Annotated in this window: 22 protein-coding genes; 6 read left to right on the forward strand and 16 right to left on the reverse strand. The window is 58.6% G+C overall.

What is annotated here, in order from left to right:
- Positions 1-75: 75 nt before the first annotated feature.
- From rpoD to rpsU, 3 genes are all read right to left on the reverse strand, one after another.
- On the reverse strand, positions 76-1,923 hold the full coding sequence (gene rpoD, locus BK662_RS00005) for an RNA polymerase sigma factor RpoD (RefSeq protein WP_123355685.1): 1,848 nt from the start codon (positions 1,921-1,923) through the stop codon (positions 76-78).
- Positions 1,924-1,990: 67 nt separating this feature from the next.
- Positions 1,991-3,976: a DNA primase gene (dnaG, locus tag BK662_RS00010; protein WP_123355687.1), complete on the reverse strand. Its 1,986-nt coding sequence runs from the start codon at positions 3,974-3,976 to the stop codon at positions 1,991-1,993.
- A gap of 481 nt (positions 3,977-4,457) precedes the next feature.
- Positions 4,458-4,673, reverse strand: coding sequence for a 30S ribosomal protein S21 (gene rpsU / locus BK662_RS00015; protein ID WP_002551877.1), 216 nt, complete (start codon positions 4,671-4,673; stop codon positions 4,458-4,460).
- Positions 4,674-4,872: 199 nt separating this feature from the next.
- Between rpsU and tsaD the strand changes: the two genes are divergently transcribed.
- The gene (gene tsaD, locus BK662_RS00020; protein WP_095052664.1) at positions 4,873-5,898 is read left to right on the forward strand and encodes a tRNA (adenosine(37)-N6)-threonylcarbamoyltransferase complex transferase subunit TsaD; all 1,026 of its coding nucleotides are present in this window, start codon (positions 4,873-4,875) and stop codon (positions 5,896-5,898) included.
- Between the two features lie 23 nt (positions 5,899-5,921).
- On the opposite strand, the gene plsY is transcribed toward tsaD, so the two are convergent.
- A complete protein-coding gene (gene plsY, locus BK662_RS00025) occupies positions 5,922-6,491 on the reverse strand; it encodes a glycerol-3-phosphate 1-O-acyltransferase PlsY (protein ID WP_123355689.1) in 570 nt (189 codons plus the stop codon).
- Between the two features lie 74 nt (positions 6,492-6,565).
- On the opposite strand from plsY, the gene folB reads away from it, so the two are divergent.
- Both folB and folK read left to right on the forward strand, forming a co-directional pair.
- Positions 6,566-6,919 carry a dihydroneopterin aldolase gene (gene folB / locus BK662_RS00030; RefSeq protein ID WP_123355691.1) on the forward strand — a complete coding sequence of 118 codons (354 nt, stop codon included), beginning with the start codon at positions 6,566-6,568 and terminating at the stop codon, positions 6,917-6,919.
- Positions 6,910-7,428 carry a 2-amino-4-hydroxy-6-hydroxymethyldihydropteridine diphosphokinase gene (gene folK / locus BK662_RS00035; protein WP_123355693.1) on the forward strand — a complete coding sequence of 173 codons (519 nt, stop codon included), beginning with the start codon at positions 6,910-6,912 and terminating at the stop codon, positions 7,426-7,428. The genes folB and folK overlap by 10 nt, the downstream gene beginning before the upstream one ends.
- A gap of 81 nt (positions 7,429-7,509) precedes the next feature.
- Here folK and BK662_RS00040 read toward each other — a convergent pair whose 3' ends face one another.
- From BK662_RS00040 to BK662_RS00090, 11 genes are all read right to left on the reverse strand, one after another.
- On the reverse strand, positions 7,510-8,739 hold the full coding sequence (locus tag BK662_RS00040; RefSeq protein ID WP_123355695.1) for a multifunctional CCA addition/repair protein: 1,230 nt from the start codon (positions 8,737-8,739) through the stop codon (positions 7,510-7,512).
- A 64-nt stretch (positions 8,740-8,803) separates the two neighbouring features.
- On the reverse strand, positions 8,804-10,366 hold the full coding sequence (locus BK662_RS00045; protein WP_123355697.1) for a SpoVR family protein: 1,563 nt from the start codon (positions 10,364-10,366) through the stop codon (positions 8,804-8,806).
- The gene (locus tag BK662_RS00050) at positions 10,363-11,634 is read right to left on the reverse strand and encodes a YeaH/YhbH family protein (protein ID WP_123355699.1); all 1,272 of its coding nucleotides are present in this window, start codon (positions 11,632-11,634) and stop codon (positions 10,363-10,365) included. The genes BK662_RS00045 and BK662_RS00050 overlap by 4 nt, the downstream gene beginning before the upstream one ends.
- Positions 11,635-11,836: 202 nt before the next feature.
- Complete coding sequence (locus tag BK662_RS00055) at positions 11,837-13,759, reverse strand: PrkA family serine protein kinase (RefSeq protein ID WP_007904259.1); 1,923 nt, start codon at positions 13,757-13,759, stop codon at positions 11,837-11,839.
- A gap of 297 nt (positions 13,760-14,056) precedes the next feature.
- A complete protein-coding gene (gene glpE / locus BK662_RS00060; RefSeq protein ID WP_030130002.1) occupies positions 14,057-14,386 on the reverse strand; it encodes a thiosulfate sulfurtransferase GlpE in 330 nt (109 codons plus the stop codon).
- A gap of 33 nt (positions 14,387-14,419) precedes the next feature.
- The gene (locus BK662_RS00065; RefSeq protein ID WP_123355702.1) at positions 14,420-15,301 is read right to left on the reverse strand and encodes a symmetrical bis(5'-nucleosyl)-tetraphosphatase; all 882 of its coding nucleotides are present in this window, start codon (positions 15,299-15,301) and stop codon (positions 14,420-14,422) included.
- A complete protein-coding gene (apaG, locus tag BK662_RS00070; RefSeq protein WP_123355704.1) occupies positions 15,301-15,681 on the reverse strand; it encodes a Co2+/Mg2+ efflux facilitator ApaG/CorD in 381 nt (126 codons plus the stop codon). The genes BK662_RS00065 and apaG overlap by 1 nt, the downstream gene beginning before the upstream one ends.
- A 115-nt stretch (positions 15,682-15,796) precedes the next feature.
- Positions 15,797-16,615 carry a 16S rRNA (adenine(1518)-N(6)/adenine(1519)-N(6))-dimethyltransferase RsmA gene (gene rsmA, locus BK662_RS00075; RefSeq protein WP_123355706.1) on the reverse strand — a complete coding sequence of 273 codons (819 nt, stop codon included), beginning with the start codon at positions 16,613-16,615 and terminating at the stop codon, positions 15,797-15,799.
- On the reverse strand, positions 16,612-17,601 hold the full coding sequence (gene pdxA / locus BK662_RS00080; protein ID WP_123355707.1) for a 4-hydroxythreonine-4-phosphate dehydrogenase PdxA: 990 nt from the start codon (positions 17,599-17,601) through the stop codon (positions 16,612-16,614). Before pdxA ends, rsmA begins: the two co-directional genes overlap by 4 nt.
- Positions 17,598-18,914, reverse strand: a complete 1,317-nt coding sequence (gene surA, locus BK662_RS00085; RefSeq protein ID WP_148057901.1) for a peptidylprolyl isomerase SurA — start codon at positions 18,912-18,914, stop codon at positions 17,598-17,600. The genes pdxA and surA overlap by 4 nt, the downstream gene beginning before the upstream one ends.
- Entirely contained in the window at positions 18,895-21,693 is a 2,799-nt protein-coding gene (locus tag BK662_RS00090; RefSeq protein WP_123355709.1) for an LPS-assembly protein LptD, read from the reverse strand. Before BK662_RS00090 ends, surA begins: the two co-directional genes overlap by 20 nt.
- 130 nt (positions 21,694-21,823) lie before the next feature.
- Between BK662_RS00090 and BK662_RS00095 the strand changes: the two genes are divergently transcribed.
- Genes BK662_RS00095 through BK662_RS00105 form a run of 3 tightly spaced genes read left to right on the forward strand, consistent with a single transcriptional unit; the run spans position 21,824 to position 24,280 of the window.
- On the forward strand, positions 21,824-22,843 hold the full coding sequence (locus tag BK662_RS00095; protein ID WP_123355711.1) for an aminoglycoside phosphotransferase family protein: 1,020 nt from the start codon (positions 21,824-21,826) through the stop codon (positions 22,841-22,843).
- Positions 22,840-23,511: an N-acetylmuramate alpha-1-phosphate uridylyltransferase MurU gene (gene murU / locus BK662_RS00100; RefSeq protein ID WP_123355713.1), complete on the forward strand. Its 672-nt coding sequence runs from the start codon at positions 22,840-22,842 to the stop codon at positions 23,509-23,511. The genes BK662_RS00095 and murU overlap by 4 nt, the downstream gene beginning before the upstream one ends.
- 1 nt (position 23,512) lies before the next feature.
- On the forward strand, positions 23,513-24,280 hold the full coding sequence (locus tag BK662_RS00105) for a TerB family tellurite resistance protein (protein ID WP_123355715.1): 768 nt from the start codon (positions 23,513-23,515) through the stop codon (positions 24,278-24,280).
- Positions 24,281-24,422: 142 nt separating this feature from the next.
- Here BK662_RS00105 and BK662_RS00110 read toward each other — a convergent pair whose 3' ends face one another.
- Entirely contained in the window at positions 24,423-25,415 is a 993-nt protein-coding gene (locus BK662_RS00110; protein WP_123355717.1) for an alpha/beta hydrolase family protein, read from the reverse strand.
- Between the last annotated feature and the right edge of the window lie 4 nt (positions 25,416-25,419).

Genomic DNA, 25,419 nt, shown 5'->3' on the forward strand with positions numbered 1-25,419 from the left:
GATTTTCGAGTAAGCCCTGCTGAGACTCAAATGCTTAAGTGAACAGCATTACGGCCTGGGCCGGGGGTTCTGTGATCACTCGTCGAGGAAGGAGCGTAAATGCTCGCTTCTCGTCGGGTGGCGCAGCTTGCGCAGCGCCTTGGCTTCGATCTGGCGAATCCGTTCACGGGTCACGTCGAACTGCTTACCAACCTCCTCAAGGGTGTGGTCGGTATTCATGTCGATACCGAAGCGCATGCGCAGAACCTTGGCTTCACGGGCAGTGAGGCCGGACAGGACTTCGCGAGTCGCTTCTTTAAGGCTCTCAACAGTGGCGACATCGATTGGCGACTGCATGGTCGAGTCTTCGATGAAGTCACCCAGATGAGAATCTTCGTCATCACCGATCGGGGTTTCCATGGAGATCGGCTCTTTAGCGATCTTCAATACCTTGCGGATCTTGTCCTCAGGCATTTCCATGCGTTCGCCCAGCTCTTCCGGGGTCGGTTCGCGACCCATTTCCTGCAGCATCTGCCGGGAAATACGGTTGAGCTTGTTGATCGTCTCGATCATGTGCACCGGAATACGGATGGTGCGGGCCTGGTCGGCGATCGAGCGAGTGATCGCCTGACGGATCCACCAGGTGGCATAAGTCGAGAATTTGTAGCCGCGGCGGTATTCGAACTTGTCTACCGCTTTCATCAGACCGATGTTGCCTTCCTGGATCAGATCGAGGAACTGCAGACCACGGTTGGTGTACTTCTTGGCGATGGAGATCACCAGACGCAAGTTCGCTTCGACCATCTCTTTCTTCGCGCGGCGGGCCTTGGCCTCACCGATCGACATGCGACGGTTGATGTCCTTGATCTCGGCGATCGTCAAACCGGTTTCGGTTTCCAGCGCGGTCAGCTTCTGCTGGCAACGAATGATGTCCGGTTGCAGGCGACCAATGGCTTCAGCGTATTTGCTTTTGCCTTTGGCCAGTGCATCGGTCCAGCTTTCGTCGACTTCGTTGCCCGGGAACTGGCGCAGGAAGTCGGCACGCGGCATACGGGCATCACGAACGCACAGTTGCATGATCGCGCGCTCTTGCTGACGCAGACGATCCAGGGCACTGCGAACACGCTCGACCAGGCCTTCGAATTGCTTCGGCACCAGTTTGATCGGCATGAACAGCTCAGCCAGGGCGATCAGCTCGGCGATTGCCAGCTTGTTGCCACGACCGTGCTTTTTCAGGGCCTTACGGGTGATTTCCATCTGATCGGAGACAGCGCCAAAGCGCTGTGCGGCGATGACCGGATCCGGACCGCTTTCGGCTTCTTCTTCGTCATCAGTCGCTTCGGCATCATCGTCGTCGGTGTCGTCATCCGCTTTCACGGCTTTCGGGTCGACAGGCGGTGGCACTTCGGCTGCAGGCGGCGCAATGCCGTCGTCCGGGTCGATATAACCGCTCAGGACGTCGGACAGGCGGCCACCTTCGGTGGTGACGCGAGTGTACTCGGAGAGAATATGGTCAACCGTGCCAGGGAAGTGCGCGATTGCGCCCATCACTTCGCGGATGCCCTCTTCAATACGTTTGGCGATTTCAATTTCGCCTTCACGTGTGAGGAGCTCTACCGTGCCCATTTCACGCATGTACATGCGCACTGGGTCGGTGGTGCGACCAATGTCGGTCTCGACCGCTGCCAACGCTGCTGCTGCCTCTTCGGCCGCGGCTTCGTCGGTATCGGCGTCGGCCAGCATAAGGGAATCCTTATCTGGCGCAACCTCGAATACGTTGATCCCCATGTCATTAATCATGCGGATGATGTCTTCCACCTGTTCCGGATCTGAAATATCCTCCGGCAGGTGGTCGTTGACCTCCGCGTAAGTCAGGTAGCCCTGCTCACGACCAAGTGTGATCAACTCTTTGATACGAGACTGCTGTTGCGCTTTTCCGGACATAACACCCTATCCACTGAAGGTCTTGGCGGGCAAAAAACAAGCCGAGGATTATACCTGAGCTATGACCTCACGCGCCAGTTGAGGTCGGGGTTGATACAGCCATATTGCGTTTTAATAGGTCGCGCATCTGATTTGCGATCTGATTTGCTTCCTCCGCGGTCAGTCCTGGCTGCCTTGCTTTTCTGATAAGTGCTTCCAGGCTATCCGTGTGTTGAGCTGCTGATAGCCTAGTAATGGTGTCTAAAAACTGTTGTTCAAGGTTGTCGCCGTCAATCAGCCATTCCTTTTCTGCCAATGCCTTGAGCAACCGTCCCTGTTCGGTCCCGTGCCAACGCGCCATTAGCTGAATTGAGTTTAGCTTAGGATTTTTTTGCACCGCCTCGATCAGGGCCACAAGCAGTTGTGCGTAGGTATTGCTCTCATTGGCAAAATGGTTGGCGGTTTCTACCCGGCCAGCCAGATCTGGATGATGAATCAGGGTGCGCAGTGCGATCAGCGTGGGCGCTTCTACGGCAATCGGCGTGCGCGGTGCGCTCGGTTGATCACGATCACCGCCGCGCTTGCCATTCTTGTCCCACGGCTTCTTGTCCCATTTCTTGCCGCCTGCGCCAGGCTTTTTCGGCGTCCATTCCTGCTGCGGCACGTACATCTCTTGCGCCTGCGGCTGATGGTAGTCGCTGTAATCCGGCATGGCGTCGTAATCGATGCCCGGATCGTAAGCGGGTGGCGCTTCCTGATGCTGAGGCGTGCTTTGCACGAGTTGGCTCACGGCTTCACCGCTAAGCCCGGTAATTTCGCTCAAACGCTGGCGCATCAGGATGCGCAGGTTGGCACCCGGGACTTTGTCGATCAGCGGCGCGGCGAGGGTAGCCATGTGGGCCTTGCCTTCGAGGGAGCGCGGGTCCGATTCCTCGGTCAACTGTTGAAAAAAGTAATCGGCCAGCGGCTGGGCGTGCTGATTGATTCGCGCGCGGAAGGCATCAGTGCCCTCGGAGCGGACCAGGGTATCCGGATCCTCGCCCTCGGGCAGGAACAGAAAGCGCGCCCGACGCCCGTCCTGCAGACATGGCAGGGTTGCCTCCAGTGCCCGCCAGGCGGCATTTCGGCCCGCCTGGTCGCCATCAAAGCAGAACAGCACGCTGGGCACGACGCGAAACAGGCGCTTCATGTGCTCTTCGCTGGTGGCGGTGCCCAGGGTTGCGACGGCATTGCGCAGGCCTTGCTGGGCGAGGGCGATGACGTCCATGTAGCCTTCGACGACAATGATTTCGTCGAGGTTTCGGTTGTTCTTGCGTGCTTCGTAAAGGCCGTAGAGTTCCTGGCCCTTATGGAAAACCGGGGTTTCCGGTGAGTTCAGGTATTTCGGCTTGTCGTCGCCCAGTACCCGGCCGCCGAAGGCGATGATGCGCCCGCGACTGTCACGGATCGGGAACATCACGCGATCGCGGAAGCGGTCATAGCGCTTGCCGGTTTCGGCGTTCTCGATCAGCAGGCCGGCATCGATCATGGCTTTTTGCTGCAGGGTATCGCTGCTCAGGTGCTTGAACAGATTGTCCCAGCCAGGTGGAGCAAAACCGAGCCCGAAGTCCCGGGCGATTTCTCCCGTTAGTCCACGACCCTTCAAGTAATCTACGGCGGCTTTACGCGACGGATGGCTTTTCAGGGCTTGACGATAAAAATCGGCGGCGGCGGTGAGCAGCGGATACAGCGGCGAATCGGTGGGTTGCCGCGGTTTGTGCGGTCGGCCACTTTCTTCGCGGGGAATTTCCATGCCGGCGGCTTTGGCCAGTTCTTCGACAGCCTGGACGAAATCCAGGTTGTCATGGTCCATCATGAAGCCGAGGGCGTTACCGCCAGCGCCGCAGCCGAAGCAGTAATAGAACTGTTTGTCGGGGCTGACGCTGAAGGAGGGGGTTTTCTCTTTGTGAAACGGGCAGCAGGCGGTGTAGTTCTTGCCGGCTTTTTTCATTTGCAGGCGCGAGCTGACCACGTCGACGATGTCGGTGCGGTTCAGAAGGTCGTCAATGAAGCTCTGGGGAATTAGCCCGGCCATGGCGTTCTCGTCATCTGCGCTGAAATGGACCCAAAACGAAGGGCGGCCGAACGCGGGTCGTTGTTTGAGGCGCGCAGGGTGTGCGGCTCGACCGGTGTCGTCTGCGTATCGCTGTCGGGAAGTGTATCTGCCGAAAATCCACTGACGTTAGTACCAATCAGTATTCGACTATTTGAAAGTGTTTCGCTGAATCCGGCGACGGCCAGTCATTGGCCTCGGATAGCTCATAAGCGGGCACGCAAGAAGGTGCCTTGGGCTGATCGTCGTGAGAGGAATCAGTGGGTGTGCTCGTCAGTAGCCTTGGAAGGCTCGTCAGAAAAGACGTGCACCGCTGGCAGAAGAGCCAGGTCTGACGCTGTGAAGCAGATTTGTCTCGGTCGCGTCTGCGGCTTTGACGGTGAAGCATCAAGCGATGTCCGCAAATGCCATTAGCCCGGCTGAGGGCCGGGCTTGGCAGAAGCTTGCTACGATCGTCTGTGTATTAGTACAGACGAACGGCGCGGCGCTGTTCGCGCTGAACTTTCTTGGCGTGACGCTTAACAGCGGCTGCTGCTTTACGTTTACGCTCAGAAGTTGGCTTCTCGTAAAATTCGCGGCTACGAACTTCAGCCAGTACACCGGCTTTTTCGCAGGAGCGCTTGAAACGACGCAGAGCTACGTCGAAGGGTTCGTTCTCTTTTACTTTGACGGCTGGCATCCAGAGCTACCTTCATTCATTACCGGGGTCAACATCCTCGCGGCAAAAGAGCACTTGAAGACGTCGGTTTTTAAGGGTTGCGGATGTTAACCCCTCATCGCTCGGAATGCAAAGCCTCTGATCGAAAACCGCTGGTCGGGGCATCACGCGACGACTATTATGCGCGCCTTCGAATTCAGCCTCTACAAGGCGCAAACCCATGCTAGTACTGGGATTAGAAACCTCTTGCGACGAAACCGGTGTCGCACTTTACGACAGTGAACGCGGGTTGTTGGCCGACGCGCTGTTCAGTCAGATCGATCTGCATCGTGCCTATGGCGGCGTGGTGCCGGAGCTGGCGTCGCGTGATCACGTCAAACGCATGCTGCCCTTGATTCGTCAGGTCCTGGCCGAGGCCGACTGTGTACCGACCGAGATCGACGCCATCGCTTATACCGCGGGTCCTGGCCTGGTCGGGGCATTGCTGGTGGGGGCTTCGTGCGCCCAGGCGCTGGCCTTTGCCTGGGGCATTCCGGCCTTGGGTGTGCATCACATGGAAGGCCACTTGCTGGCGCCGATGCTGGAGTCGCAACCTCCGGAGTTCCCGTTCGTCGCTTTGTTGGTGTCGGGTGGTCATACGCAGCTGGTTCAGGTCGACGGGATCGGTCAGTACACGCTCTTGGGCGAGACCCTCGACGATGCCGCCGGCGAAGCGTTCGACAAGACCGCGAAGATGATGGGCCTGAATTATCCAGGCGGCCCGGAGATTGCTCGTCTGGCAGAGCAGGGCGTTGCAGGGCGTTTCACTTTTCCGCGTCCGATGTGTGATCGTCCAGGCTTGGCTTTCAGCTTCAGTGGCCTGAAAACCTTTGCGCTGAACACCTGGCAGCAGAGCGTCAACGCCGGGGACGACAGCGAGCAAGCCCGTTGCGACATCTCGCTGGCGTTCCAGCAGGCCGTGGTGGAGACTTTGACCATCAAGTGCAAGCGTGCCCTGAAACAGGCGGGTCTCAAGCGTCTGGTGATCGCAGGGGGCGTCAGCGCCAATAAAGCGCTGCGAGCTTCACTGGAGAAAATGCTCGGGGACATGAAGGGCGATGTGTTTTATGCCCGTCCGGAGTTCTGCACGGATAATGGCGCGATGATTGCGTTTGCCGGCTGCCAGCGTTTGCAGGCCGGCCAGCATGAAAGCCTGGCGATCAGCGTGCAGGCGCGCTGGCCGATGGAGCAACTGTCGGCGCTGTGATGAGCGGCGCTCACGTGCGGTATTTAAAAATGCCGTTCGCGCCCGGCAAACAGGTCGCGTAGATTGCCGCGATGACGCCAGACGATCAGGCCCGTGAGCGCGCTCATGGGTAGCAGTGCCGCCGGTTCTTGCCAGGCAAGCAGCGGCAGGGTCAGTGGTGTGGCAATCAGGGCTGCGAGTGAGCTGGTGCGGGTCAGGTAGAACGTCAGCAGCCAGGCGCAGACCGCCAGCAGTGCGGCGGGCGGATAAAGCCCCAGCAGCATGCCGGCTGCGGTAGCGACGCCCTTGCCACCACGAAAGCGGAAGTACAGCGGAAACAGGTGGCCGATAACGGCACAGACGCCGATCCAGGCCTGTTCTTGTAGTGAAAGGCCTATTGCACCCGCGATCAATACGGGCAACAGGCCTTTGTTCAGGTCGCCGAGCAAGGTCAGGATGGCGAGTTTCTTGCCGGCCACGCGCAACATGTTGGTGGCACCGGCATTGCCCGAGCCACTCATTCGCGGATCGGGGTTACCGGTCAGGCGGCTGAGCAAAATGGCGAAGGACAGAGAGCCGAGCAGGTAGGCGAGGATCGCCAGTAACCAAAACATGCTAACTATTCCGGGCGAGGACGCCCTGATTCTAACGGCGCATTGCGCCCTTGTCGTGCAGTGGAGAGAAGTGCTTGGACAGAGTGTTTATCGAGGGCCTGGAAGTCGACACCGTGATTGGTGCCTACGACTGGGAACGAGGCATCCGACAGTGTCTGCGACTTGATCTGAGCTTCGCCTGGGACAATCGTCCGGCCGCCGCCGGTGATGACCTGGCCCTGGCGCTCGACTACGCGAGCGTTTCGTCGCGCGTCCAGGCGTTCGCCGAGCAGGCGCAGTTTCAGCTGGTCGAGACCTTTGCCGAGCGACTGGCGGAAGTGCTGATGAGCGAATTCAAAATCACCTGGATGCACCTCAAGCTGACCAAGCCAGGTGCCGTCCCGGCGGCCACGGGTGTGGGCGTGGAGATCGAGCGCGGATGTCGCTGACTCAGGTGTACCTCGGGCTCGGTAGTAATATCGAGCGCGAAACCCATTTGCAGGCAGGCCTGGACGCCCTGGCGGGTTTCCTGGTGGATATGCGCTGCTCGGCGGTATTCGAAAGTCTGCCGGTGGGGATCAAGAGCGGGCCGTTTTTCAACTTTGTGGTTTCGGCCTTCACCGATCTGTCGCTGATGGAGCTGGATCGACGGTTGAAATTCATCGAAGCGGATAACGGCCGTTACGCGCCGGACCGCAAGGGCTTGCCGCTGGATATCGACGTGCTGCTGTTCGGCGATCTGGTGGGCAACTTCGATGGTTTGATCTTGCCGCGGGCAGAGATTCTGAAAAATGCCTTCGTGCTGTGGCCGTTGTCGCTGATTGCACCGGATCGTGTGCATCCGGGCGTAGGCAAGAGCTTTGCGACCCTGTGGGATGAAGCGCAGATCGATCAGGTGCTGGCGCCGGTGGCTTTTGAGTGGCGCGGCCAACAGCTGACCCCTTTGAATTTGTTGTGAGGCGGATGACGCCATCGCGAGCAGGCTCGCTCCCACAGGTTTACGCTAACCCTGTGGGAGCGAGCCTGCTCGCGAAGCTTTTCAAACAGACGCCGCCTCTTTGTAAACCTTCAGCGCCTTGAGCCGCTCGCCCTTGATCGCCTCGCCCAACTCCGGTCCCTTGAATCCCTTCTCCAGCAACGGTTGAACGGCAACACTTCGCGCCGCAGTTGCCGCCCCACGCAAATAATCCGCCTGTGGATAATTTCTCTGCTCCAGGCCTTTTCGCCCCCGAGCGTCCATTTCACACGCCGCGATAAACTCCTCAAAGCGCTGAGGTCGACGATAGACGTCGAAACTCTGCAGCAACTCCAGCAAGGTCGACGGCTTAAGCTCCAGAGCACGATGGCCATGGGTATGATATTTGCCCACCAGCAGCGCCAATTCCTGACAGTCCTTCGGTGCCTTGAAGCGCTCGTTAACCGCTTTGATCAGCTTCAGGCCTTTGTGCTCGTGGGCGATGTGGCGGGGCCATTCTTCCTCGGGCGTCAATCCTTTGCCCAAATCATGCAGCAAGCAGGCCCAGCGTACGGTTAGCGGTTGTTTGTGCAGCGCCGCTTGCTCCAGCACGCTCAGGGTATGCACGCCCGTGTCGATTTCCGGGTGATGGGCTGCCGGTTGCGGTACACCGAACAGCGCGTCGACTTCCGGCAGCAGTACCTTGAGCGCGCCGCACTCGCGCAGCACCTCGATGAATACTTGGGGTTGGTCTTCCATCAGCGCGCGGGCGATTTCTTTCCAGCTGCGTTCGGGGGTCAATGCCTCCAATTCACCCGATTCGCTGAGTTGGCGCATCAGCTCCAATGTCTCGGGGGCGACGGTGAAACCCAGTTCCGCATAACGCGCGGCAAAGCGGGCAACGCGCAGAACACGGAGCGGATCTTCGGCAAACGCGGGGGAAACGTGACGAAGCAGGCGCGCCTCTAGATCCCGCTGGCCATGATAAGGGTCGGTCAGATTCTGCTGATCGTCTTCGGCCATGGCGTTGATCGTCAGGTCGCGACGAATCAGATCGTCTTCGAGCGTGACGTCGGGGCTGGCGTGAAAAATGAAACCGCCGTAGCCACGCCCGTTTTTGCGTTCGGTGCGGGCGAGGGCGTATTCCTCACCGCTTTTGGGGTGAAGAAATACCGGGAAGTCCGCGCCCACTGGGCGAAAGCCCTTGGCGAGCATTTCTTCGGTGGTGGCGCCTACAACGACCCAGTCGATATCGGTAACAGGTTTGCCCAACAGGCGATCGCGGACCGCTCCACCGACTTTATAAATCTGCATAAAAAACCTCCGTTAGCCCGACAGAATAACCTTTGCGTCGAACTTCCGGAGGCAGAAAACAGGATCAAAGATGAATGACTGCCAAGTCCAGCCGGCCGTAATCACCCTCGCCATGCTCGCTTCTGGGTGGAACATGGTGGGTTTTCATCACCTGATCCCCTTGCAGGGTTTCCAGGTGAATGTCGAAGCCCCAGAGGCGGTGCAGGTGCTTGAGTACTTCGTCAGTGGAATCGCCCAGCGGTTTGCGGTCGTGTTGCTGGTGGCGCAAGGTCAGGGAACGGTCGCCACGCCGGTCAATGCTGTAGATCTGTATGTTGGGTTCGCGATTGCCCAGGTTGTATTGCGCCGCCAGGGTTTCACGAATGGTTCGATAGCCGTCTTCGTCGTGTATCGCCGGAACCAGCAGATCGTCCTTCTGATCGTCATCGAGGATGCTGAACAACTTGAGGTCGCGGATCACCTTGGGTGACAGGTACTGAAGGATGAAACTCTCGTCCTTGAAGCTGCTCATGGCGAATTTGATGCTGGATAGCCAGTCGGTGCCGGCGATTTCCGGAAACCAGCGATAGTCCTCTTCGGTGGGCTGTTCGCATATCCGGCGGATATCGCGATACATGGCAAAACCCAGGGTGTAGGGGTTGATGCCGTTGTAGTAGGGGCTATCGAAGCCAGGCTGAAAGACCACGCTGGTGTGGGAAGTCAGGAACTCCATCATGAAACCGTCGGTGACGAGGCCTTCGTCATACAAGTCGTTCATCAAGGTGTAGTGCCAGAACGTGGCCCAGCCTTCGTTCATTACCTGGGTCTGGCGCTGTGGATAAAAATACTGGGCGATCTTGCGCACGATCCGCACGATTTCGCGCTGCCAAGGCTCCAGCAACGGGGCGTGTTTTTCGATGAAATACAGGATGTTTTCCTGAGGTTCGGCGGGGAAGCGTGCGTTGTCCTTGTCGCTGTATTTGTCCGCGCCTTTTGGAATGGTCCGCCACAAATCGTTGATCTGCTTCTGCAAATGCTCTTCCCGATCCTTCTGCCGACGGCGTTCTTCTTCGGCGGAGATCGGATAAGGGCGTTTGTAACGGTCGACGCCGTAATTCATCAGCGCATGGCAGGAATCGAGCAAGTCTTCTACCGCGTCGATGCCATGGCGTTCTTCGCACTGCATGATGTACTGCTTGGCGAACACCAGGTAATCGATGATCGAACTGGCGTCGGTCCAGGTGCGGAACAGGTAGTTGCCTTTGAAGAAACTGTTATGGCCATAGCAAGCGTGAGCCACCACCAGCGCCTGCATGCAGATGGTGTTTTCTTCCATCAGATAGGCAATGCAGGGGTCAGAGTTGATCACAATCTCGTAGGCCAGACCCATTTGGCCGCGACTGTAGGATTTTTCGGTGCTGAGGAAGTGTTTGCCATAGGACCAATGGTGATAACCCAAGGGCATACCGACAGAGGCATAGGCGTCCATCATCTGCTCGGCGGTGATCACTTCGATCTGGTTAGGGTACGTATCCAGCGCGTAGCGGGCCGCGAGACGACTGATTTCGCGGTCGTAGGCCTGGATCAGCTCGAATGTCCATTCGGAGCCGGTGGAAATGGGTTGGCGCTTCTGCTCTTTGGCGGTCATGTCACTAACCTGCGCTGGAAGAGTTCACGAAAGACCGGATAGATATCCCCGGCCGAGACCAGTTGCTGCTGGGCAAAAGTGTCAGAGAAGGCTTCGGCGATGCGTTCGTATTCGAACCACAGGGCCTGGTGTTCGCGCGGGGTAATCTCAACATAAGTGTAGTACTGCACGAACGGCATGATCTGATTGATCAGGATGTCGCGGCAGATCGGCGAATCGTCGTTCCAGTTGTCGCCGTCGGACGCCTGGGCGGCATAGATGTTCCATTCGTTGCTCGGATAACGCTCGGCCATGATCTCCTGCATCAGTTTCAGGGCGCTGGAGACAATGGTGCCGCCGGTTTCCCGTGAGTAGAAAAACTCCTCCTCATCCACTTCACGGGCGCTGGTGTGGTGGCGAATGAACACGACGTCGATTTTGTCGTAATTCCTCTTGAGGAACAGGTACAGCAGGATGAAGAAGCGTTTGGCGATATCCTTGGTCGCCTGGGTCATGGAGCCGGACACGTCCATCAGGCAGAACATGACTGCCTTGGAGCTGGGGTTCGGCTGCTTGATGAGCAGGTTGTACTTGAGGTCGAAGGTGTCGAGAAATGGCACTCGGTGAATGCGCGCGCTGAGTTTCTCGATTTCTGCTTCGAGCTCCTGGATATCGCCGAAGTTGTCCGGTTCTTCCCGTTTAAGCCGCAGCAGTTCCTCTTTGACTTCGCGCAATTTCGCCCGGCTGCTGCCGGACAAGGCAATGCGCCGGGCATGAGCCGAACGCAGCGTGCGGATAATGTTGATTCGCGACGGGTTGCCCTCGTTGCTGATGCCCGCGCGTACGGTCTTGAAGGTGTCGGTGCCGGTCAGATGGCGTTTGACCAGATTAGGCAGTTCAAGGTCCTCGAACATGAATTCGAGGAATTCCTCCTGGGTAATCTGGAAGACGAATTCGTCCATCCCTTCACCGGTGTTACCGGCCTTGCCGGGGCCTCTGCCGCCGCCACCTCCGGGCGGGCGGGCAATGTGCTCGCCGCTGATGAATTCCTTGTTGCCTGGATGCACGATGGTTTGCTTGCCGCCGCGACCGTGGTGAAGCACCGGCTCGTCGATGTCGCGACCGGGAATGCTGATCTGCTCGCCGTGTTCCATATCGGTAATGGAGCGCCGGCTGACCGCCTCTTCGACAGCCTTTTTGATGTGATCACGGTAGCGCCGCAGAAACCGCTGACGGTTTACCGTGCTCTTGTTCTTGCCATTGAGACGTCGGTCGATCACATAGCTCATGACTGCTCCTTAGAAGCTGTCCTGAAAGGGGCGAGCGTTAACGCAGCATAAGGCCGGTGCCGGAGGGTGTACACGCTCCCCCCAAGCGCTTCGATGCTGCCTGAACCTCGCTACCGCATTTCGGACACCTCCAGAGGCCTGTGTAACAGAAAAAACGTAAACAGGCCTCGGGCTAACGACAACCGGTCTGACCGGCAGCAGGTTACTGTGATTTTCTGACCCGCAAGTACCACTCGGACAGCAGTCGTACCTGTTTGTCGGTGTAGCCCCGCTCGACCATCCGTGTGACGAAGTCGTTGTGCTTCTGCTGGTCCTCTTTGCTGGCCTTGGCGTTGAAGCTGATGACCGGCAGCAAGTCCTCGGTGTTGGAAAACATTTTCTTCTCGATGACCACCCGCAGTTTCTCGTAGCTGAGCCAGGTTGGGTTCTTGCCGTTGTTGTTGGCTCGGGCGCGCAGTACGAAGTTGACGATCTCGTTGCGGAAATCCTTCGGATTGCTGATGCCGGCCGGTTTTTCGATTTTCTCCAGTTCTTCGTTAAGGGCTACGCGGTTGAGGATCTCGCCGGTTTCCGGATCGCGATATTCCTGATCCTGAATCCAGAAGTCGGCGTACAACACGTAGCGATCGAAGATGTTCTGACCGTACTCGCTGTAAGACTCGAGGTAGGCAGTCTGGATCTCCTTGCCGATGAATTCGATATAACGCGGCGCCAGGTACTCTTTCAGGAAGCGCAGATAGCGTTCGCGGGTCTCCGCCTGGAACTGTTCCTGCTCGATCTGCTGTTCCAGCACGTAGAGCAGATGCACCGGGTTGGCGGCGATTTCATGGGGATCGAAGTTGAAGACCTTCGACAGAATCTTGAAGGCGAAGCGGGTCGACAGACCGTTCATGCCTTCGTCGACACCGGCTGCGTCGCGGTATTCCTGGATCGACTTGGCCTTCGGATCGGTGTCCTTGAGGTTTTCGCCGTCATACACGCGCATCTTGGAGTAGATGTTGGAGTTTTCCGGCTCCTTGAGGCGCGAGAGCACGGTGAACTGAGCGAGCATTTTCAGAGTGTCGGGCGCGCAATGGGCCTTGGCCAGCGAGCTGTTGAACAGAAGCTTGTCGTAGATCTTCACCTCGTCGCTGACGCGTAGGCAGTACGGTACTTTGACGATATAGATCCGGTCGATGAATGCTTCGTTGTTCTTGTTGTTCCGGAAGGTGTGCCATTCCGATTCGTTGGAGTGGGCCAGCAGGATCCCGGTGAACGGAATCGCCCCCAGGCCTTCGGTACTGTTGTAGTTGCCTTCCTGAGTGGCCGTCAGCAATGGGTGCAGCACCTTGATCGGTGCCTTGAACATTTCGACGAACTCCATCAGACCCTGGTTGGCCCGGCACAGGGCCCCCGAGTAGCTGTAGGCATCGGCGTCGTTCTGTGGGAACTCTTCCAGTTTGCGAATATCGACCTTGCCCACCAGTGCCGAGATGTCCTGGTTGTTTTCATCTCCCGGCTCGGTTTTCGCGACCGCAATCTGGTTGAGGATCGACGGATAGAGTTTCACCACGCGGAACTGGCTGATATCGCCGCCGAATTCGGCCAGGCGCTTGGTAGCCCATGGCGACATGATGGTATTGAGATAGCGCCGGGGAATGCCGAAGTCTTCTTCGAGGATCGCGCCATCTTCGGTGGCGTTGAACAGACCCAGGGGCGACTCGAAAACCGGCGAGCCCTTGATTGCATAGAAGGGCACTTTCTCGATCAGTTGCTTGAGCTTTTCGGCCAGGGACGATTTACCGCCACCGACAGGGCCCAGCAGGTAGAGGATCTGTTTCTTTTCTTCCAGACCCTGAGCGGCATGGCGGAAATACGACACGATCTGGTCGATGCATTCTTCCATCCCGTGGAAGTCTTCAAAGGCCGGATAGCGGCGGATCACCTTGTTGGAAAAGATTCGCGACAGCCTCGAGTTGGTCGAGGTGTCGAGCAGCTCCGGTTCACCGATGGCCAGCAGAAGTCGCTCAGCTGCGGAAACGTAGGCGCTGCGGTCCTTTTTGCACAGCTCCAGGTACTCCTGCAGAGAGAGTTCTTCCTGGCGCGTGGACTCGAAGCGTTGTTGGAAGTGGCTAAAGATACTCATGACGTCACCTCGCTCGATACGTGGAGCCGACGCCGGATCAGTCAGTCGATGCTGGCAAGCAACTGAATATGCAGTTGCTGTTTACCCCCCAGAACACCTCCAGGGTATCAACCCCGAAAGCTACTCCCGATGACCCGCGCGCCGGTGTACCGGCTCTCCCCTGTTTTGGATGGCCTGCGCTTAAGGATAGTTCGGAATCTTGAAGGTAAAGGCGCAATAAGTAATTAGTTGTGGCAGACCGTTCGTCAGCCAGCGCGCGAGCCCACGGGGGCCGGGCCTTGCGCGCCTTGAAAAAAATTATTCGGAAGTGCCTTGCGCCGTTTCCGAAGGATAGGTCGTACGCCACAGTTCAAAACCGCCATCCATGCTGTAGACGTCGGAGAAGCCCTGACTGATCAGATAGGCAGCCGCGCCCTGGCTGGAATTGCCGTGATAGCAGACCACTACTGTTGGCGCATCCAGGTCGGCGCCCTGAATGAAAGCATGCAGGGAATGGTTGTCCAGATGTTTGGAGCCGGCAATGTGCAGCGCGGCAAAAGTTGCGGGGTCGCGTACATCGACCACCACCGCGCCTTGTTCGCGCAGGGCTTGGGCCTGTTCTGGGGGGATACGTTTGAATTCGCTCATGGCGGGCTCCTGTGGCTCGGCTGAAAGCGCAGTCTAGCGCGGGGTGCTGGCTGACGTTTGTTCGGGAATAGAGGCGGCGACAGCCGGCCGGGTATGGCCATGGGGGTCGCATTTACATTGCAGGCGCTCGCCGGTGTCGACGTTCATCAGGGTCATGGCGCCACCCCAGACGCAACCGGTATCGAGTGCAAACAGACCTGGCTCGTTGCACTGGCCTTCAAGCGCCGCCCAGTGACCGAAGATGATCTTCAGGCCTTTGGTCTTGCGCTCCTTGTGGGTGAACCACGGCGCATAACCCGGCGGTGCGGTGTCGATGCCTTCCTTGCCCTTGAGATCAAGCTTGCCGTCACTGGTGCAAAAGCGCATCCGGGTGAAATAGTTGGTGATGACTCGCAAGCGCGCCGCGCCTTTGAGGTCGTTGTCCCATTTCACCGGTTCATTGCCGTACATGCCGTCAAGGTAAGGCGCGAAGCGGTTGTCGTCGCGCAGGGCTTCTTCGACTTCGGCGGCGCACTTCAAGGCTTTGCGCAGCGACCATTGTGGCGGGATGCCAGCATGGACCAGGGCGATATCGCGCTGTTCGTCGTAATGCATGAGCTTTTGTTGCCGAACCCACTCCAGCAGCTCCCCGCAATCGGGTGCTTCAAGAATTTCGCGCAGCGTATCGGCTTTCTTCAAGCGCTCGATGTTTTGCCCGACGGCGAGCAAGTGCAGGTCATGGTTGCCGAGCACGCAGATCAGCGATTCGCGCAGGCTATAGAGGAAGCGCAAGGTTTCCAGCGACTGGGGGCCTCGGTTGACGAGGTCGCCCACCAGCCACAGACGGTCCCGGGCAGGGTCGAAGGCGACTTGCTTGAGCAGGCATTGCAGCGGTTCAAGGCAACCTTGCAAGTCGCCGACGGCATACGTCGTCATCAGTGCAGGGCTCCGGGTACTGCCAGACGAAACGGAGCGATGACGGCGTCGAAGTGCTTACCGTCCTCGGCGACCATTTCATACGTGCCCTGCATCGTACCGACCTTGGAGGTCATGACCGTGCCGCTGCTGTAGGTGTGGCTCTTGCCCACGTCGATCAACGGCTGCTGGCCGACGACGCCTGCACCGCGAACCTCCTCGACATGCCCATCACCGTCGGTGATCACCCAGTGCCGCGACAGCAGCTTGGCCGGTAACTCGCCATTGTTATGCACGGTGATGGTGTAAGCGAAGGCAAAGCGGTTTTGCTCGGGTTGCGATTGTTCTGCCAGATAGCGGGTGACGACGCTGACGTCGACCTGATAACGAGGATCGGACATGCAAAAGGCCTTAAAAACGAAGCGGGACGCGGGGCGTAGCTGATTGATCTCAGTCTAGGCCAAGTATCGGGTAGTAAACCAGAGTGGCGCCCTACCCGATAGCGCTCATCGCCTGTCAGTCGGTGGCAGGCCTTTGTAGGACTTGTTCACTGAGCTTGTCAGCCAGGCGCACGAAGGCGGCCAGGTCGAGCTGCTCGGGACGCAGGCTGCCATCGACGCCGGCGGCTTCGATTTCGGCGTTGCTCAGCAACAGTTTCAGCGTGTTTCGCAGGGTCTTGCGGCGCTGGTTGAAGGCTTCGCGTACGACGCGTTCCAGCAGCTTGTGATCTTTGGCTGGATGCGGGAGTACCGCGTGAGGCACCAGGCGAACGATCGCGGAATCGACTTTCGGCGGCGGATTGAATGCGCCCGGGCCGACGTTGAACAGATGCTCGACCCGGCAATGGTACTGAACCATGATCGAGAGACGACCCCAGTCACCACCACCAGGCCCCGCCGCCAGACGCTCGACCACTTCCTTTTGCAGCATGAAGTGCATGTCACGAATCAGACTGGCGTTATGCAGCAGATGAAAAATCAGCGGCGTAGAGATGTTGTACGGCAGGTTGCCGACCACTCGCAGGCTGTTCGGCGCGGCGTTCAGGCTGTTGAAGTCGAACTTCAGCGCGTCGCCCTGATGCAGGTGGAAATTGCTCTTGCTGGCGAACTGCTGGTTGAGGATCGGGATCAGGTCCTTGTCCAGCTCTACCACGTCCAGTTGGGCGCCGCTGTTGAGCAGGCCTTCGGTCAATGCACCCTGGCCCGGGCCGATTTCCAGCAGACGGTCTTCAGGTTTGGCATGAATGGAACGCAGGATACGGTCGATAACGCCGGCATCGTGCAGGAAGTTCTGGCCGAAGCGCTTGCGCGCTCGGTGTTGGTAATGCTCGGTCATAAACGGGTCTCGGCCATCTGGTAGGCGGTTTCCAGGGCGACTTGCAGGCTGCCGGTGTCGATTTTGCCGCTACCGGCCAGATCCAGGGCGGTGCCGTGGTCGACCGATGTGCGGATGATCGGCAAGCCGAGGGTCACGTTGACTGCCGCGCCGAAGCCTTTGTATTTCAGCACGGGCAGGCCCTGGTCGTGGTACATCGCCAGCACTGCGTCGCAGTGCTCCAGATATTTGGGGGTAAACAGAGTGTCGGCGGGCAGGGGGCCGCGAAGGTCCATGCCCTCGCCGCGCAGGCGCTCTAATGTAGGTTCGATGATGTCGATTTCTTCATGGCCCAGGTGACCGCCTTCACCGGCGTGCGGGTTAAGCCCGCAAACCAGGATGCGTGGCTGGGCAATGCCGAATTTTTCTTGCAGGTCGGCGTACAGGATCCGCGTGACCCGCTCCAGGCGCTCCGGCGTGATTGCATCGGCAATCTCGCGAAGGGGCAGGTGAGTGGTGACCAATGCCACGCGCAAGCCGCGGGTGGCGAGCATCATTACCACTTGCGCGGTATGAGTCAGGTCTGCGAGAAATTCCGTATGCCCGGAAAAGGCGATCCCGGATTCATTGATCACGCCCTTATGCACAGGGGCGGTGATCATGCCGGCGAAATGCCCGTCCAGGCAGCCCTGGCCAGCACGCGTCAGGGTTTCCAGGACGAAAGCTGCATTGGCCTTGTCCAGTTGCCCGGCGATGACCTTGGCGTTGAGCGGCGTATCCCACACATACAGGCTGTTGGCAGGTGCGGGAGCATCCGGCCAGCTGTCTGGCGTTACCGGCAGCAGATCGACAACCACGCCCAGCTGCGCGGCCCGCTCGATGAGCAGGTCACGGCTGGTAATGGCAATCAGAGGGTGTGGCTGGGCTTGCGAGGCGAGCAGCAGGCACAGGTCAGGACCTATGCCGGCCGGTTCGCCGGGGGTCAACGCGAAACGCTTGGGTTTCACTGCGTTGCCTGGTCTGCACCAGGGAGCTTGATTTCTACATACGCTTCGTCACGGATCTGACGCAGCCAGGTTTGCAGCTCTTCGTCGTATTTGCGGTTACGCAGTACGGTCATCGCTTGCTGTTCACGGGCCTGGGTGGTGCTGTCGGTGGCGCGGCGGCCAAGGACTTCCAGGACGTGCCAGCCATATTGGGTCTGGAACGGCTTGGACAGCTGACCTTGTGGGGTCTTGGCCATCACTTCGCGGAATTCAGGAACCAGCGCGTTCGGGTCGATCCAGTTCAGGTCGCCACCGTTGAGGGCGGAACCTGGATCTTCCGAGAAGCTTTTCGCCAGTTCGCCAAAGTCTTCGCCCGCTTCGATACGGGAGTAGAGCGATTGAGCCAGGGCCTTGGTTTTTTCTTCGTCGCGGATCGGGCTTGGTTTGACCAGGATGTGACGCACATGCACTTCGTCACGCACCTGGGCTTCGCCGCCACGCTTGTCGAGGATCTTCAGGATGATGAAGCCACCCGGAGTACGCATTGGCTGGGTCACGTCACCCACCGCCATGGTGCTCAGCATGCGATCGAACGGAGGTGGCAGTTGAGCGGCTTTACGCCAGCCCATGTCGCCGCCTTCCAGCGCGGTTTCGCTGGCGGATTTGGCAATTGCCAACTGACCGAAGTCAGCGCCTTGCTTGAGTTGCTGGTAAACCGCGTCGGCTTGTTTGGCGGCATTCTGAATGGCGTCGGAGTTGGCGCTTTCCGGCGTAGGAATCAGGATGTTGGCCAGACGAAATTCTTCGGACAGCTGCATCTTGCCCAGGTCGGACGCCAGGAAGTTCTTCACTTCCTGCTCGGACACCTGAATGCGTTCAGCGACACGGCGTTGACGCACACGGCTGATGATCATTTCGCGGCGGATCTGGTCACGGGCGTCGTCATAGGACAGGCCGTCGCGAGCCAGGGCGGCGCGAAATTGTTCGATCGACATGTTATTGCGCTGGGCAATGGTGCCGACTGCCTGGTTCAGCTCTTCATCGGTGATGCGGATGCCGGAGCGTTCGCCGATCTGCAGTTGCAGGTTTTCGACGATCAGACGCTCGAGCACCTGCTGATCCAGCACGCCGGCAGGCGGTACGGCAGCACCGCGTTTGGCGATGGTTTGCTGAACTTCGTGAACACGCTGGTCCAGTTGGCTCTGCATGACCACGTCGTTGTCGACGATGGCCACCACTTTATCGATGGACTGTACCGCGGCGTTGGCCGCGGTACCCAGGAACAGCGCGCCCAGCATCAGCGGGCGCAGACAATCAGAAAGCTTGGTCTTCACGTTCACGATAACCTTGGATGCCTTTGTCGAGGAAGCTCTCTACCTTGGCGCCGGTGAGGCCGCCGAGTCCCTTCAGAACAATTTGGAGGAAGACGCCGTGGTCGCCTTTTTCGTTTTCCGGGGCGTTCTGACTGAACTCGTCATAGCTGACCCAGTAACGGTTGATCAGGCGCAATTTCCAGCAGCAGTTGTCGTATTCGAAACCACCGAAGGCTTCCAGAGTACGGTTGCGGTTGTAGTCATACTGCCAGCGGCTGATGGCGTTCCATTGCGGCACGATCGGCCAGATCACCGAGAAGTCGTGCTGTTTGATCTTGTAGTAGTCCTTCACGTAGCCAGGAGTACCCGGGGTGCCATAGTCACCGCCACCCACCGACCATTTGCCGGTGTTCTGGTCATAACGAACCTGGTCATTGCGATAGCGATAACCGGCGTTGATGACCTTGTTCGGGTTGTCTTCAGGCTGGTAGTGGAACATCGCGCTGCCCGAGCGAGGGCTGCGGCTGTCCGGGTCCCAGTTGTAATCGGCGGTGGTGCGCCAATCGCGGTTCCAGCGGTATTCGTATTCCAGCGCATAAGGCGAAACACTGGATTTTGCATCGTCGCGGGTTTTCGCATCGATACCTGGCAACTGGACTTCGCGGTCCTTGAAGTACAAGGCCTGGCCGACGCTGATGCGTTGACGTTCAAAGCCGTTGTCTTCGATCCAGCGGTTGGTGATGCCCAACGACAGTTTGTTCTCGTCGCCGACACGGTCGGAGCCGGAGAAACGGTTGTCGCGGAACAGCGACGCGTAGTTGAAGGTGTATTCGCTGGTGTCGAATACCGGAATATCCTTCTGGTCTTCCTCAGGTACATAGAGGTAGAACAGGCGCGGTTCCAAGGTCTGGCGGTAGTTTTTGCCGAACCAAGTAGTATTGCGGTCGAAATACAGGCCGCTGTCGATGCTGGCGATTGGCACGCCACGGTTTTGTGAACTGCTGAACGATTCGCCGAGTGCTGATGCACCATTTCGATTCGTCACTAGATCGTTTTCGCCGGTGCCATCAAGATCGAGATCGTATTGGGTGTATTGGTACTTGAGCGATGGCTTGAGGAAACCATAGGTCGCGTTCATTGGCAGGCTGACACCCGGTTTCAGGTTCAGACGGGTGCCATTGGCTCGGGCCAGGCCTGCAACGTTGTTATCAAGACGTGGTTCGACGGTACCGTCTTCGTTTACGAAGTTGCCATTCTTCAAATCACGATCAAACCGCACGACCTCTGTCTCGTAATCGAAGTTCAGCCCTTCCGGGTGATAAGGCAGCTGTCCATTGAAGGTGATCTGGGGCAAACGATCATAAGGCGTAATGTTCGAAACGGTCGCCAGCTGATAAGCCTGGGCATTCAAACGAGCGGTATAGCTGTCGCCGCGATAGGTGACAGAACCCTGCTGGTTCACGTAATCGGAGCTCTTCACACCAATCTGGTCAGTCTGCAGATCCTGGAAGTAATACGGATCGCTGATCTTGGTGTAATCGACTTGCGTAAAGACGCGCGAGTCCAGACCACCCTTGTGCTGCCAGTTGTACATGTAGCGGGTTTTTTCGTAGTCGGTCTGCAGCTTGCGATCGTCGTTCTCGTCGTTGAGGTACGCGGCGCCGAACTGACCTTCGCTGGACTTGGTCAGGTAGCGGAATTCGCCTTCCATCAACAGGCCACGCTTGGTCATATAGCGCGGGTACAACGTGGCATCGTAGTTCGGTGCCAGGTTGAAGTAATACGGGGTGACCAGCAGGAAGCCGGTATCGCTGCCAGTGCCAATGGTTGGCGGCAGGAAGCCGGACTGGCGACGGTCGTCGATCGGGAAATAGATGTATGGCGTGTACAGAACCGGAATGTCCTTGACCCGCAGCGTCACGTTGGTCGCGGTGCCGAAACCGGTCGCCGGGTTCAAGGTGATGTTGTTGCCCTTGAGCTGCCAGGCATTGCTGTTCGGTTCGCACGTGGTGTACGTACCATCCTTGAGGCGGATGATCGCGTTTTCGGCACGTTTGGCGTACAGCGCGTTACCGCGGATACGGGATTTGTGCATCACGTATTCGGCGTTGTCGACCTTGGCTTCACCGGTGTCGAGCTGCACGTCGGCGTGGTCGCCCACGATCAGCGCGCCGTTGTCGCGAACACGGACGTTGCCGCTCAGTTCGCCACGGCTCTCGGCCTGGTAGAGGTTCGCTTCGTCGGCTTCGACCTGCATGCTGCCCTGACGCATGACCACGTCACCGGCCAGGGTAGCGACCTGCTCATCCTGCTTATAGCGAGAGGCTTTTGCACCGAGAAAGGTTGGAGCGTCACTTTTATTCGTCTTGTCATTCATGCCAGGACGAGTTGGTTCGATATAGGAACCAGAGCAGTAAGGACCGGTTTCGGCCAATTGCGCTGCAGTGAGCTTCTCGCGCGGAACCCAGTCGAGGTGGCTGTAGTCTTCACTACGCGACTTCAGGCCGCGACCCTTGGACTCGGTAACCAGCACAGGTTTGGCGCCGGTGTCTGCGCTGGAGCCGGTGTCTGCCGGGGCTTCGCCAGTGGCGGAAACTGCGCTGCCGTCATGGACGGGGCGTGGCGGCAATGCAGCAGCCGGCGCCTTTGGCGCACAGTCCCAGGCACCCGAAGCAGAGACAGAGCAGTCATACTGTTCCGCGGCGACTACGAACGAAGTGGCTAGAGGTTGCAGGGCCAGCAGACTGCCGGTCACCAACAACGGAAATTTTTTACGAAACGCGGGGGATTTCAATGCCATCTTATTAGTCCGGGCTTCCTGCGTGCCATCTGCCCGCGGTGTGGGCCGCACGCCTCTCGATGGTCTGAAAAAGATGCTGGATAATAAAGCATGACCCGCTTGACGGCTAGCGCCGTCGGAGACCCTTGCAATGCCTGACCAAGATGTACGCTTGCAACACCTGAAAGTTTGGCTCGATGAACAGTTGGCTATCCTCTTTGCAGAACAAGGTTGGGGCACCGTGCCCCCGGCCACGTTGACTGCGGCCAGTAGCGATGCGAGTTTTCGGCGCTATTTCCGCTGGGAAGGCGCAGGCCGAAGCTTCGTTGTGATGGACGCGCCGCCACCCCAGGAAAACTGCAAACCCTTCGTGGATATCGCTTTTCTGCTGGCGAAATCCGGGATAAACGTGCCGAAAATTTATGCCGAAGACCTCGAACGTGGTTTTCTTTTGCTCAATGACCTGGGCAACAAGACTTACCTGGACGTGATCGGCAGCGAAAACGCCGACGACTTGTTCAAGGATGCCCTACAGGCGCTGCTGGCTTTCCAGCAGTTGCCGATGGTGGCGCCGCTGCCGAGTTATGACGTGGCACTGCTGCGTCGCGAGCTGGAACTGTTCCCCGAGTGGTACGTGAAGCGCGAACTGGGCATCGAGTTCGACTCGACGCAGCAAACGCTCTGGCAACAGGTCAGCGATCTGCTGATCGACAGCGCCCTGGCTCAGCCCAAAGTCCTGGTGCATCGCGACTACATGCCACGCAACCTGATGCTCAGCGAGCCGAATCCCGGCGTGCTGGATTTCCAGGACGCGGTTTATGGCCCGGTGACCTACGACGTGACTTGCCTGTTCAAGGACGCCTTCCTCAGCTGGCCTGAAGAGCGTGTGCGTGGCTGGCTGGAAGATTACTGGCAGCAAGCCAGCGCGCTCGACATCCCGGTTCAGCCTGACTTCGAAGATTTCCTGCGCGCCAGCGACCTGATGGGCGTGCAACGGCACCTGAAAGTCATCGGCATTTTCGCCCGTATCTACCATCGCGACGGCAAGCCGCGCTACCTCGGTGATGTGCCGCGCTTCTTTGCCTATATAGACGCGGTCATCGCCCGACGCCCTGAACTGGCGGATCTGGGTGAATTGCTGGCCGGTCTGCGTGCTGGAGCAACGGCATGAAGGCAATGATTCTGGCCGCGGGTAAAGGCGAGCGCATGCGTCCGCTGACCCTGACCACGCCAAAACCGCTGGTTCGCGCCGGTGGAGTGCCCCTGATCGAGTATCACCTGCGAGCGTTGGCGGCTGCTGGATTTACCGAGATCGTGATCAACCATGCCTGGCTCGGTCAGCAGATCGAGGATTACCTGGGCGATGGCTCGCGGTATGGCGTGAGCATTCAGTACTCGGCGGAAGGCGAGCCGCTGGAAACCGGTGGCGGTATTTTCCGTGCATTGCCGTTGTTGGGTGACGAGGCCTTTGTGGTGGTCAACGGTGACATCTGGACCGACTACGACTTCAGCGTGTTGCATCAACCCATCGTCGGGCTTGCTCATCTGGTATTGGCGGACAACCCGGCGCATCACCCGAGTGGAGATTTCACTTTGGTCGATGGCCTTGTGCAGGACGGCCGGCCGGATACATCGACCCTGACCTACAGCGGCATCGCCGTGTTGCACCCGCAGCTGTTTGACGGGTGCTCGGCCGGTGCCTTCAAACTTGCGCCACTGCTGCGCAAAGCCATGGCTGACGGGCAAGTGACCGGAGAACGCCTGAATGGGCATTGGGTAGATGTCGGCACTCACGAGCGTCTGGCTGAAGTAGACACTCTGATAGAAGCGAGACGCTGACATGTTGTGGCCAGGGACTCTGATTGGAGCCGGAGCGGGCTTTGCCATAGCCAGCATTCCGGGGGCCATGCTCGGTGCTTTATTGGGACAGGCGCTGGACCGGCGCTTGCACCTGCAGAGCTGGGCGCATTTATGGGAAAAATTCGGTGGTCGCTCGGTGTTGCGCAACGATGAACTGCTGTTCGTGTTGCTGGGCCGATTGGCCAAGAGCGATGGGCGTGTAGTGGATGGCCACATCCAGCAGGCGCGGCAGGAAATGCGCTCGCTGGAGATGACCGAATCGGCGCAACGTCGGGCGATTGCGGCGTTCAATCGCGGTAAGTCGGGGCATGACCGGTTGCGCGGCTATCTGCGACGCCTGAGTGCTCAACCCCATGCGGCGGAAGGTGTGTTGCGTGCCTGTTGGCGCATGGTCTGGGCCGATGGCCGCGCCGGTAGCCGTGAGCGCGAGCTGATTGCCCAGTGGGGCAAATGGCTGGGGTGGACGCGGCAACAGGTACAGGCCTTGGCGACTGACTATGAGCCGCAGAAACGCCCATCGGTCAGCAGCGCCGTGACTTATCAAGACGCCTTGCGGCTATTGGGAGTGTCAGCGACCAGTGAGCCGGCGCAAATCAAGCGCGCCTATCGACGCCTGCTCAGTCGTCATCACCCGGACAAGATTGCCGGCAGCGGTGCGACGGCGTTGCAGGTTCGCGAGGCCACGGACAAGACTCGTGAATTGCATACTGCCTATACGTTGATTCGTGAGCGGCGGGATTTTCGTTAGAGCAGCAGAGTTGTGTTGTCTCTGATGACGCCATCGCTAGCAGGCTCGCTCCCACATTTGATTTTCGCCGGACATAGAGTTTATGTTCGCTGAAGATCCACTGTGGGAGCGAGCCTGCTCGCGATGGCATCGCCTCGGTCTATCAATCCGCCGCGTTCTGCGGATTCAACCAACCCCGCACCCGACGGACCAATTGCTCTTGCTCGGCCTTGGCATTCCCCGGCAAAGCCTTGAGCGAAACCTGACTGAACCCTGAATTCTTCAAGCGTTTGCTGGCCTGCAAACGTTCCAGCGCCGCGTTACGATCCCCCGGCTTATCCATATAGAAGATATCTGCGGTAGGCAGCTTCAAGGTGGGTGTGAGCTCAGCCAGCCCCGGCGTCGCCGTAACAGGCGTCTGAGCGGCGACCATCACCAACTTCTCGACTTGCGATGGCTGCTTCTCGCTCAGATAACGCGCGGCCCAGTAAGCGCCGGTACCATGACCCAACACGACGATACTGCGAGCGCTTTGCTGTTCGGCGTAGGCGATGGCTGCATCAATGCGGGAGAAGATTCGCTCCGCGTCGGCTTTGGCCTGTTCTTCGGTGGTTTCGACGATGGCCTTGTCGGCCACATCCGCTTCGCCGCCGGCCGCCTGTTCGATGGGCGCCGCAGTCGTGGAGTCTTTGCTGCCGGCATCAGGCGTTTTGGGCGCTGGCGCCACTTCGACGATACGTGGCGCAATGGCTTCGCTTTGCAGGTCCGGCAAGGTAATACTCAGACTGCTCCACTCGACGTCCGGCAACTTGCGCCGCAATGGGCTGATTGCTTGCGGCCAGTCAACGGTTTCGCCGGCGCCCGGGATGATAATCACCGCGCCTTTGGGGGCGGCGGTATTGGCCGGTTTCCACAAGGCGAGAAAGCTGTCGGTGCCGGCTTGCAGTTGTTGCTGTTCCTGTGCAGGGATTTTTCGCTCAAGTGCTGCCGCTTCTTCCTGACTACGCTCAAGCAGCGGCTGGCGTTCGACCGGTTTTTCTTCTGCGGGTTTTTCCGCAGCGGCAGGTGCCGGGTCGGCGGCCTCGACGGAAAACGCGCAAGGCAGGATCAACGACAGGCACAATGCTGGCAATGCCAGGCGGTAGACAGGGGGCATCGGA

Source organism: Pseudomonas frederiksbergensis, assembly GCF_003732275.1.
Lineage (GTDB): Bacteria > Pseudomonadota > Gammaproteobacteria > Pseudomonadales > Pseudomonadaceae > Aquipseudomonas > Aquipseudomonas frederiksbergensis_H.

Bases quoted from the DNA above. Each gene is read 5' to 3' on its own strand.
- rpoD (WP_123355685.1), bottom strand. From the start codon at position 1,923: ATGTCCGGAAAAGCGCAACAGCAGTCTCGTATCAAAGAGTTGATCACA.
- dnaG (WP_123355687.1), bottom strand. From the start codon at position 3,976: ATGGCCGGGCTAATTCCCCAGAGCTTCATTGACGACCTTCTGAACCGC.
- rpsU (WP_002551877.1), bottom strand. From the start codon at position 4,673: ATGCCAGCCGTCAAAGTAAAAGAGAACGAACCCTTCGACGTAGCTCTG.
- tsaD (WP_095052664.1), top strand. From the start codon at position 4,873: ATGCTAGTACTGGGATTAGAAACCTCTTGCGACGAAACCGGTGTCGCA.
- plsY (WP_123355689.1), bottom strand. From the start codon at position 6,491: ATGTTTTGGTTACTGGCGATCCTCGCCTACCTGCTCGGCTCTCTGTCC.
- folK (WP_123355693.1), top strand. From the start codon at position 6,910: ATGTCGCTGACTCAGGTGTACCTCGGGCTCGGTAGTAATATCGAGCGC.
- BK662_RS00040 (WP_123355695.1), bottom strand. From the start codon at position 8,739: ATGCAGATTTATAAAGTCGGTGGAGCGGTCCGCGATCGCCTGTTGGGC.
- BK662_RS00045 (WP_123355697.1), bottom strand. From the start codon at position 10,366: ATGACCGCCAAAGAGCAGAAGCGCCAACCCATTTCCACCGGCTCCGAA.
- BK662_RS00050 (WP_123355699.1), bottom strand. From the start codon at position 11,634: ATGAGCTATGTGATCGACCGACGTCTCAATGGCAAGAACAAGAGCACG.
- BK662_RS00055 (WP_007904259.1), bottom strand. From the start codon at position 13,759: ATGAGTATCTTTAGCCACTTCCAACAACGCTTCGAGTCCACGCGCCAG.
- glpE (WP_030130002.1), bottom strand. From the start codon at position 14,386: ATGAGCGAATTCAAACGTATCCCCCCAGAACAGGCCCAAGCCCTGCGC.
- BK662_RS00065 (WP_123355702.1), bottom strand. From the start codon at position 15,301: ATGACGACGTATGCCGTCGGCGACTTGCAAGGTTGCCTTGAACCGCTG.
- apaG (WP_123355704.1), bottom strand. From the start codon at position 15,681: ATGTCCGATCCTCGTTATCAGGTCGACGTCAGCGTCGTCACCCGCTAT.
- rsmA (WP_123355706.1), bottom strand. From the start codon at position 16,615: ATGACCGAGCATTACCAACACCGAGCGCGCAAGCGCTTCGGCCAGAAC.
- BK662_RS00090 (WP_123355709.1), bottom strand. From the start codon at position 21,693: ATGGCATTGAAATCCCCCGCGTTTCGTAAAAAATTTCCGTTGTTGGTG.
- BK662_RS00095 (WP_123355711.1), top strand. From the start codon at position 21,824: ATGCCTGACCAAGATGTACGCTTGCAACACCTGAAAGTTTGGCTCGAT.
- murU (WP_123355713.1), top strand. From the start codon at position 22,840: ATGAAGGCAATGATTCTGGCCGCGGGTAAAGGCGAGCGCATGCGTCCG.
- BK662_RS00105 (WP_123355715.1), top strand. From the start codon at position 23,513: ATGTTGTGGCCAGGGACTCTGATTGGAGCCGGAGCGGGCTTTGCCATA.
- BK662_RS00110 (WP_123355717.1), bottom strand. From the start codon at position 25,415: ATGCCCCCTGTCTACCGCCTGGCATTGCCAGCATTGTGCCTGTCGTTG.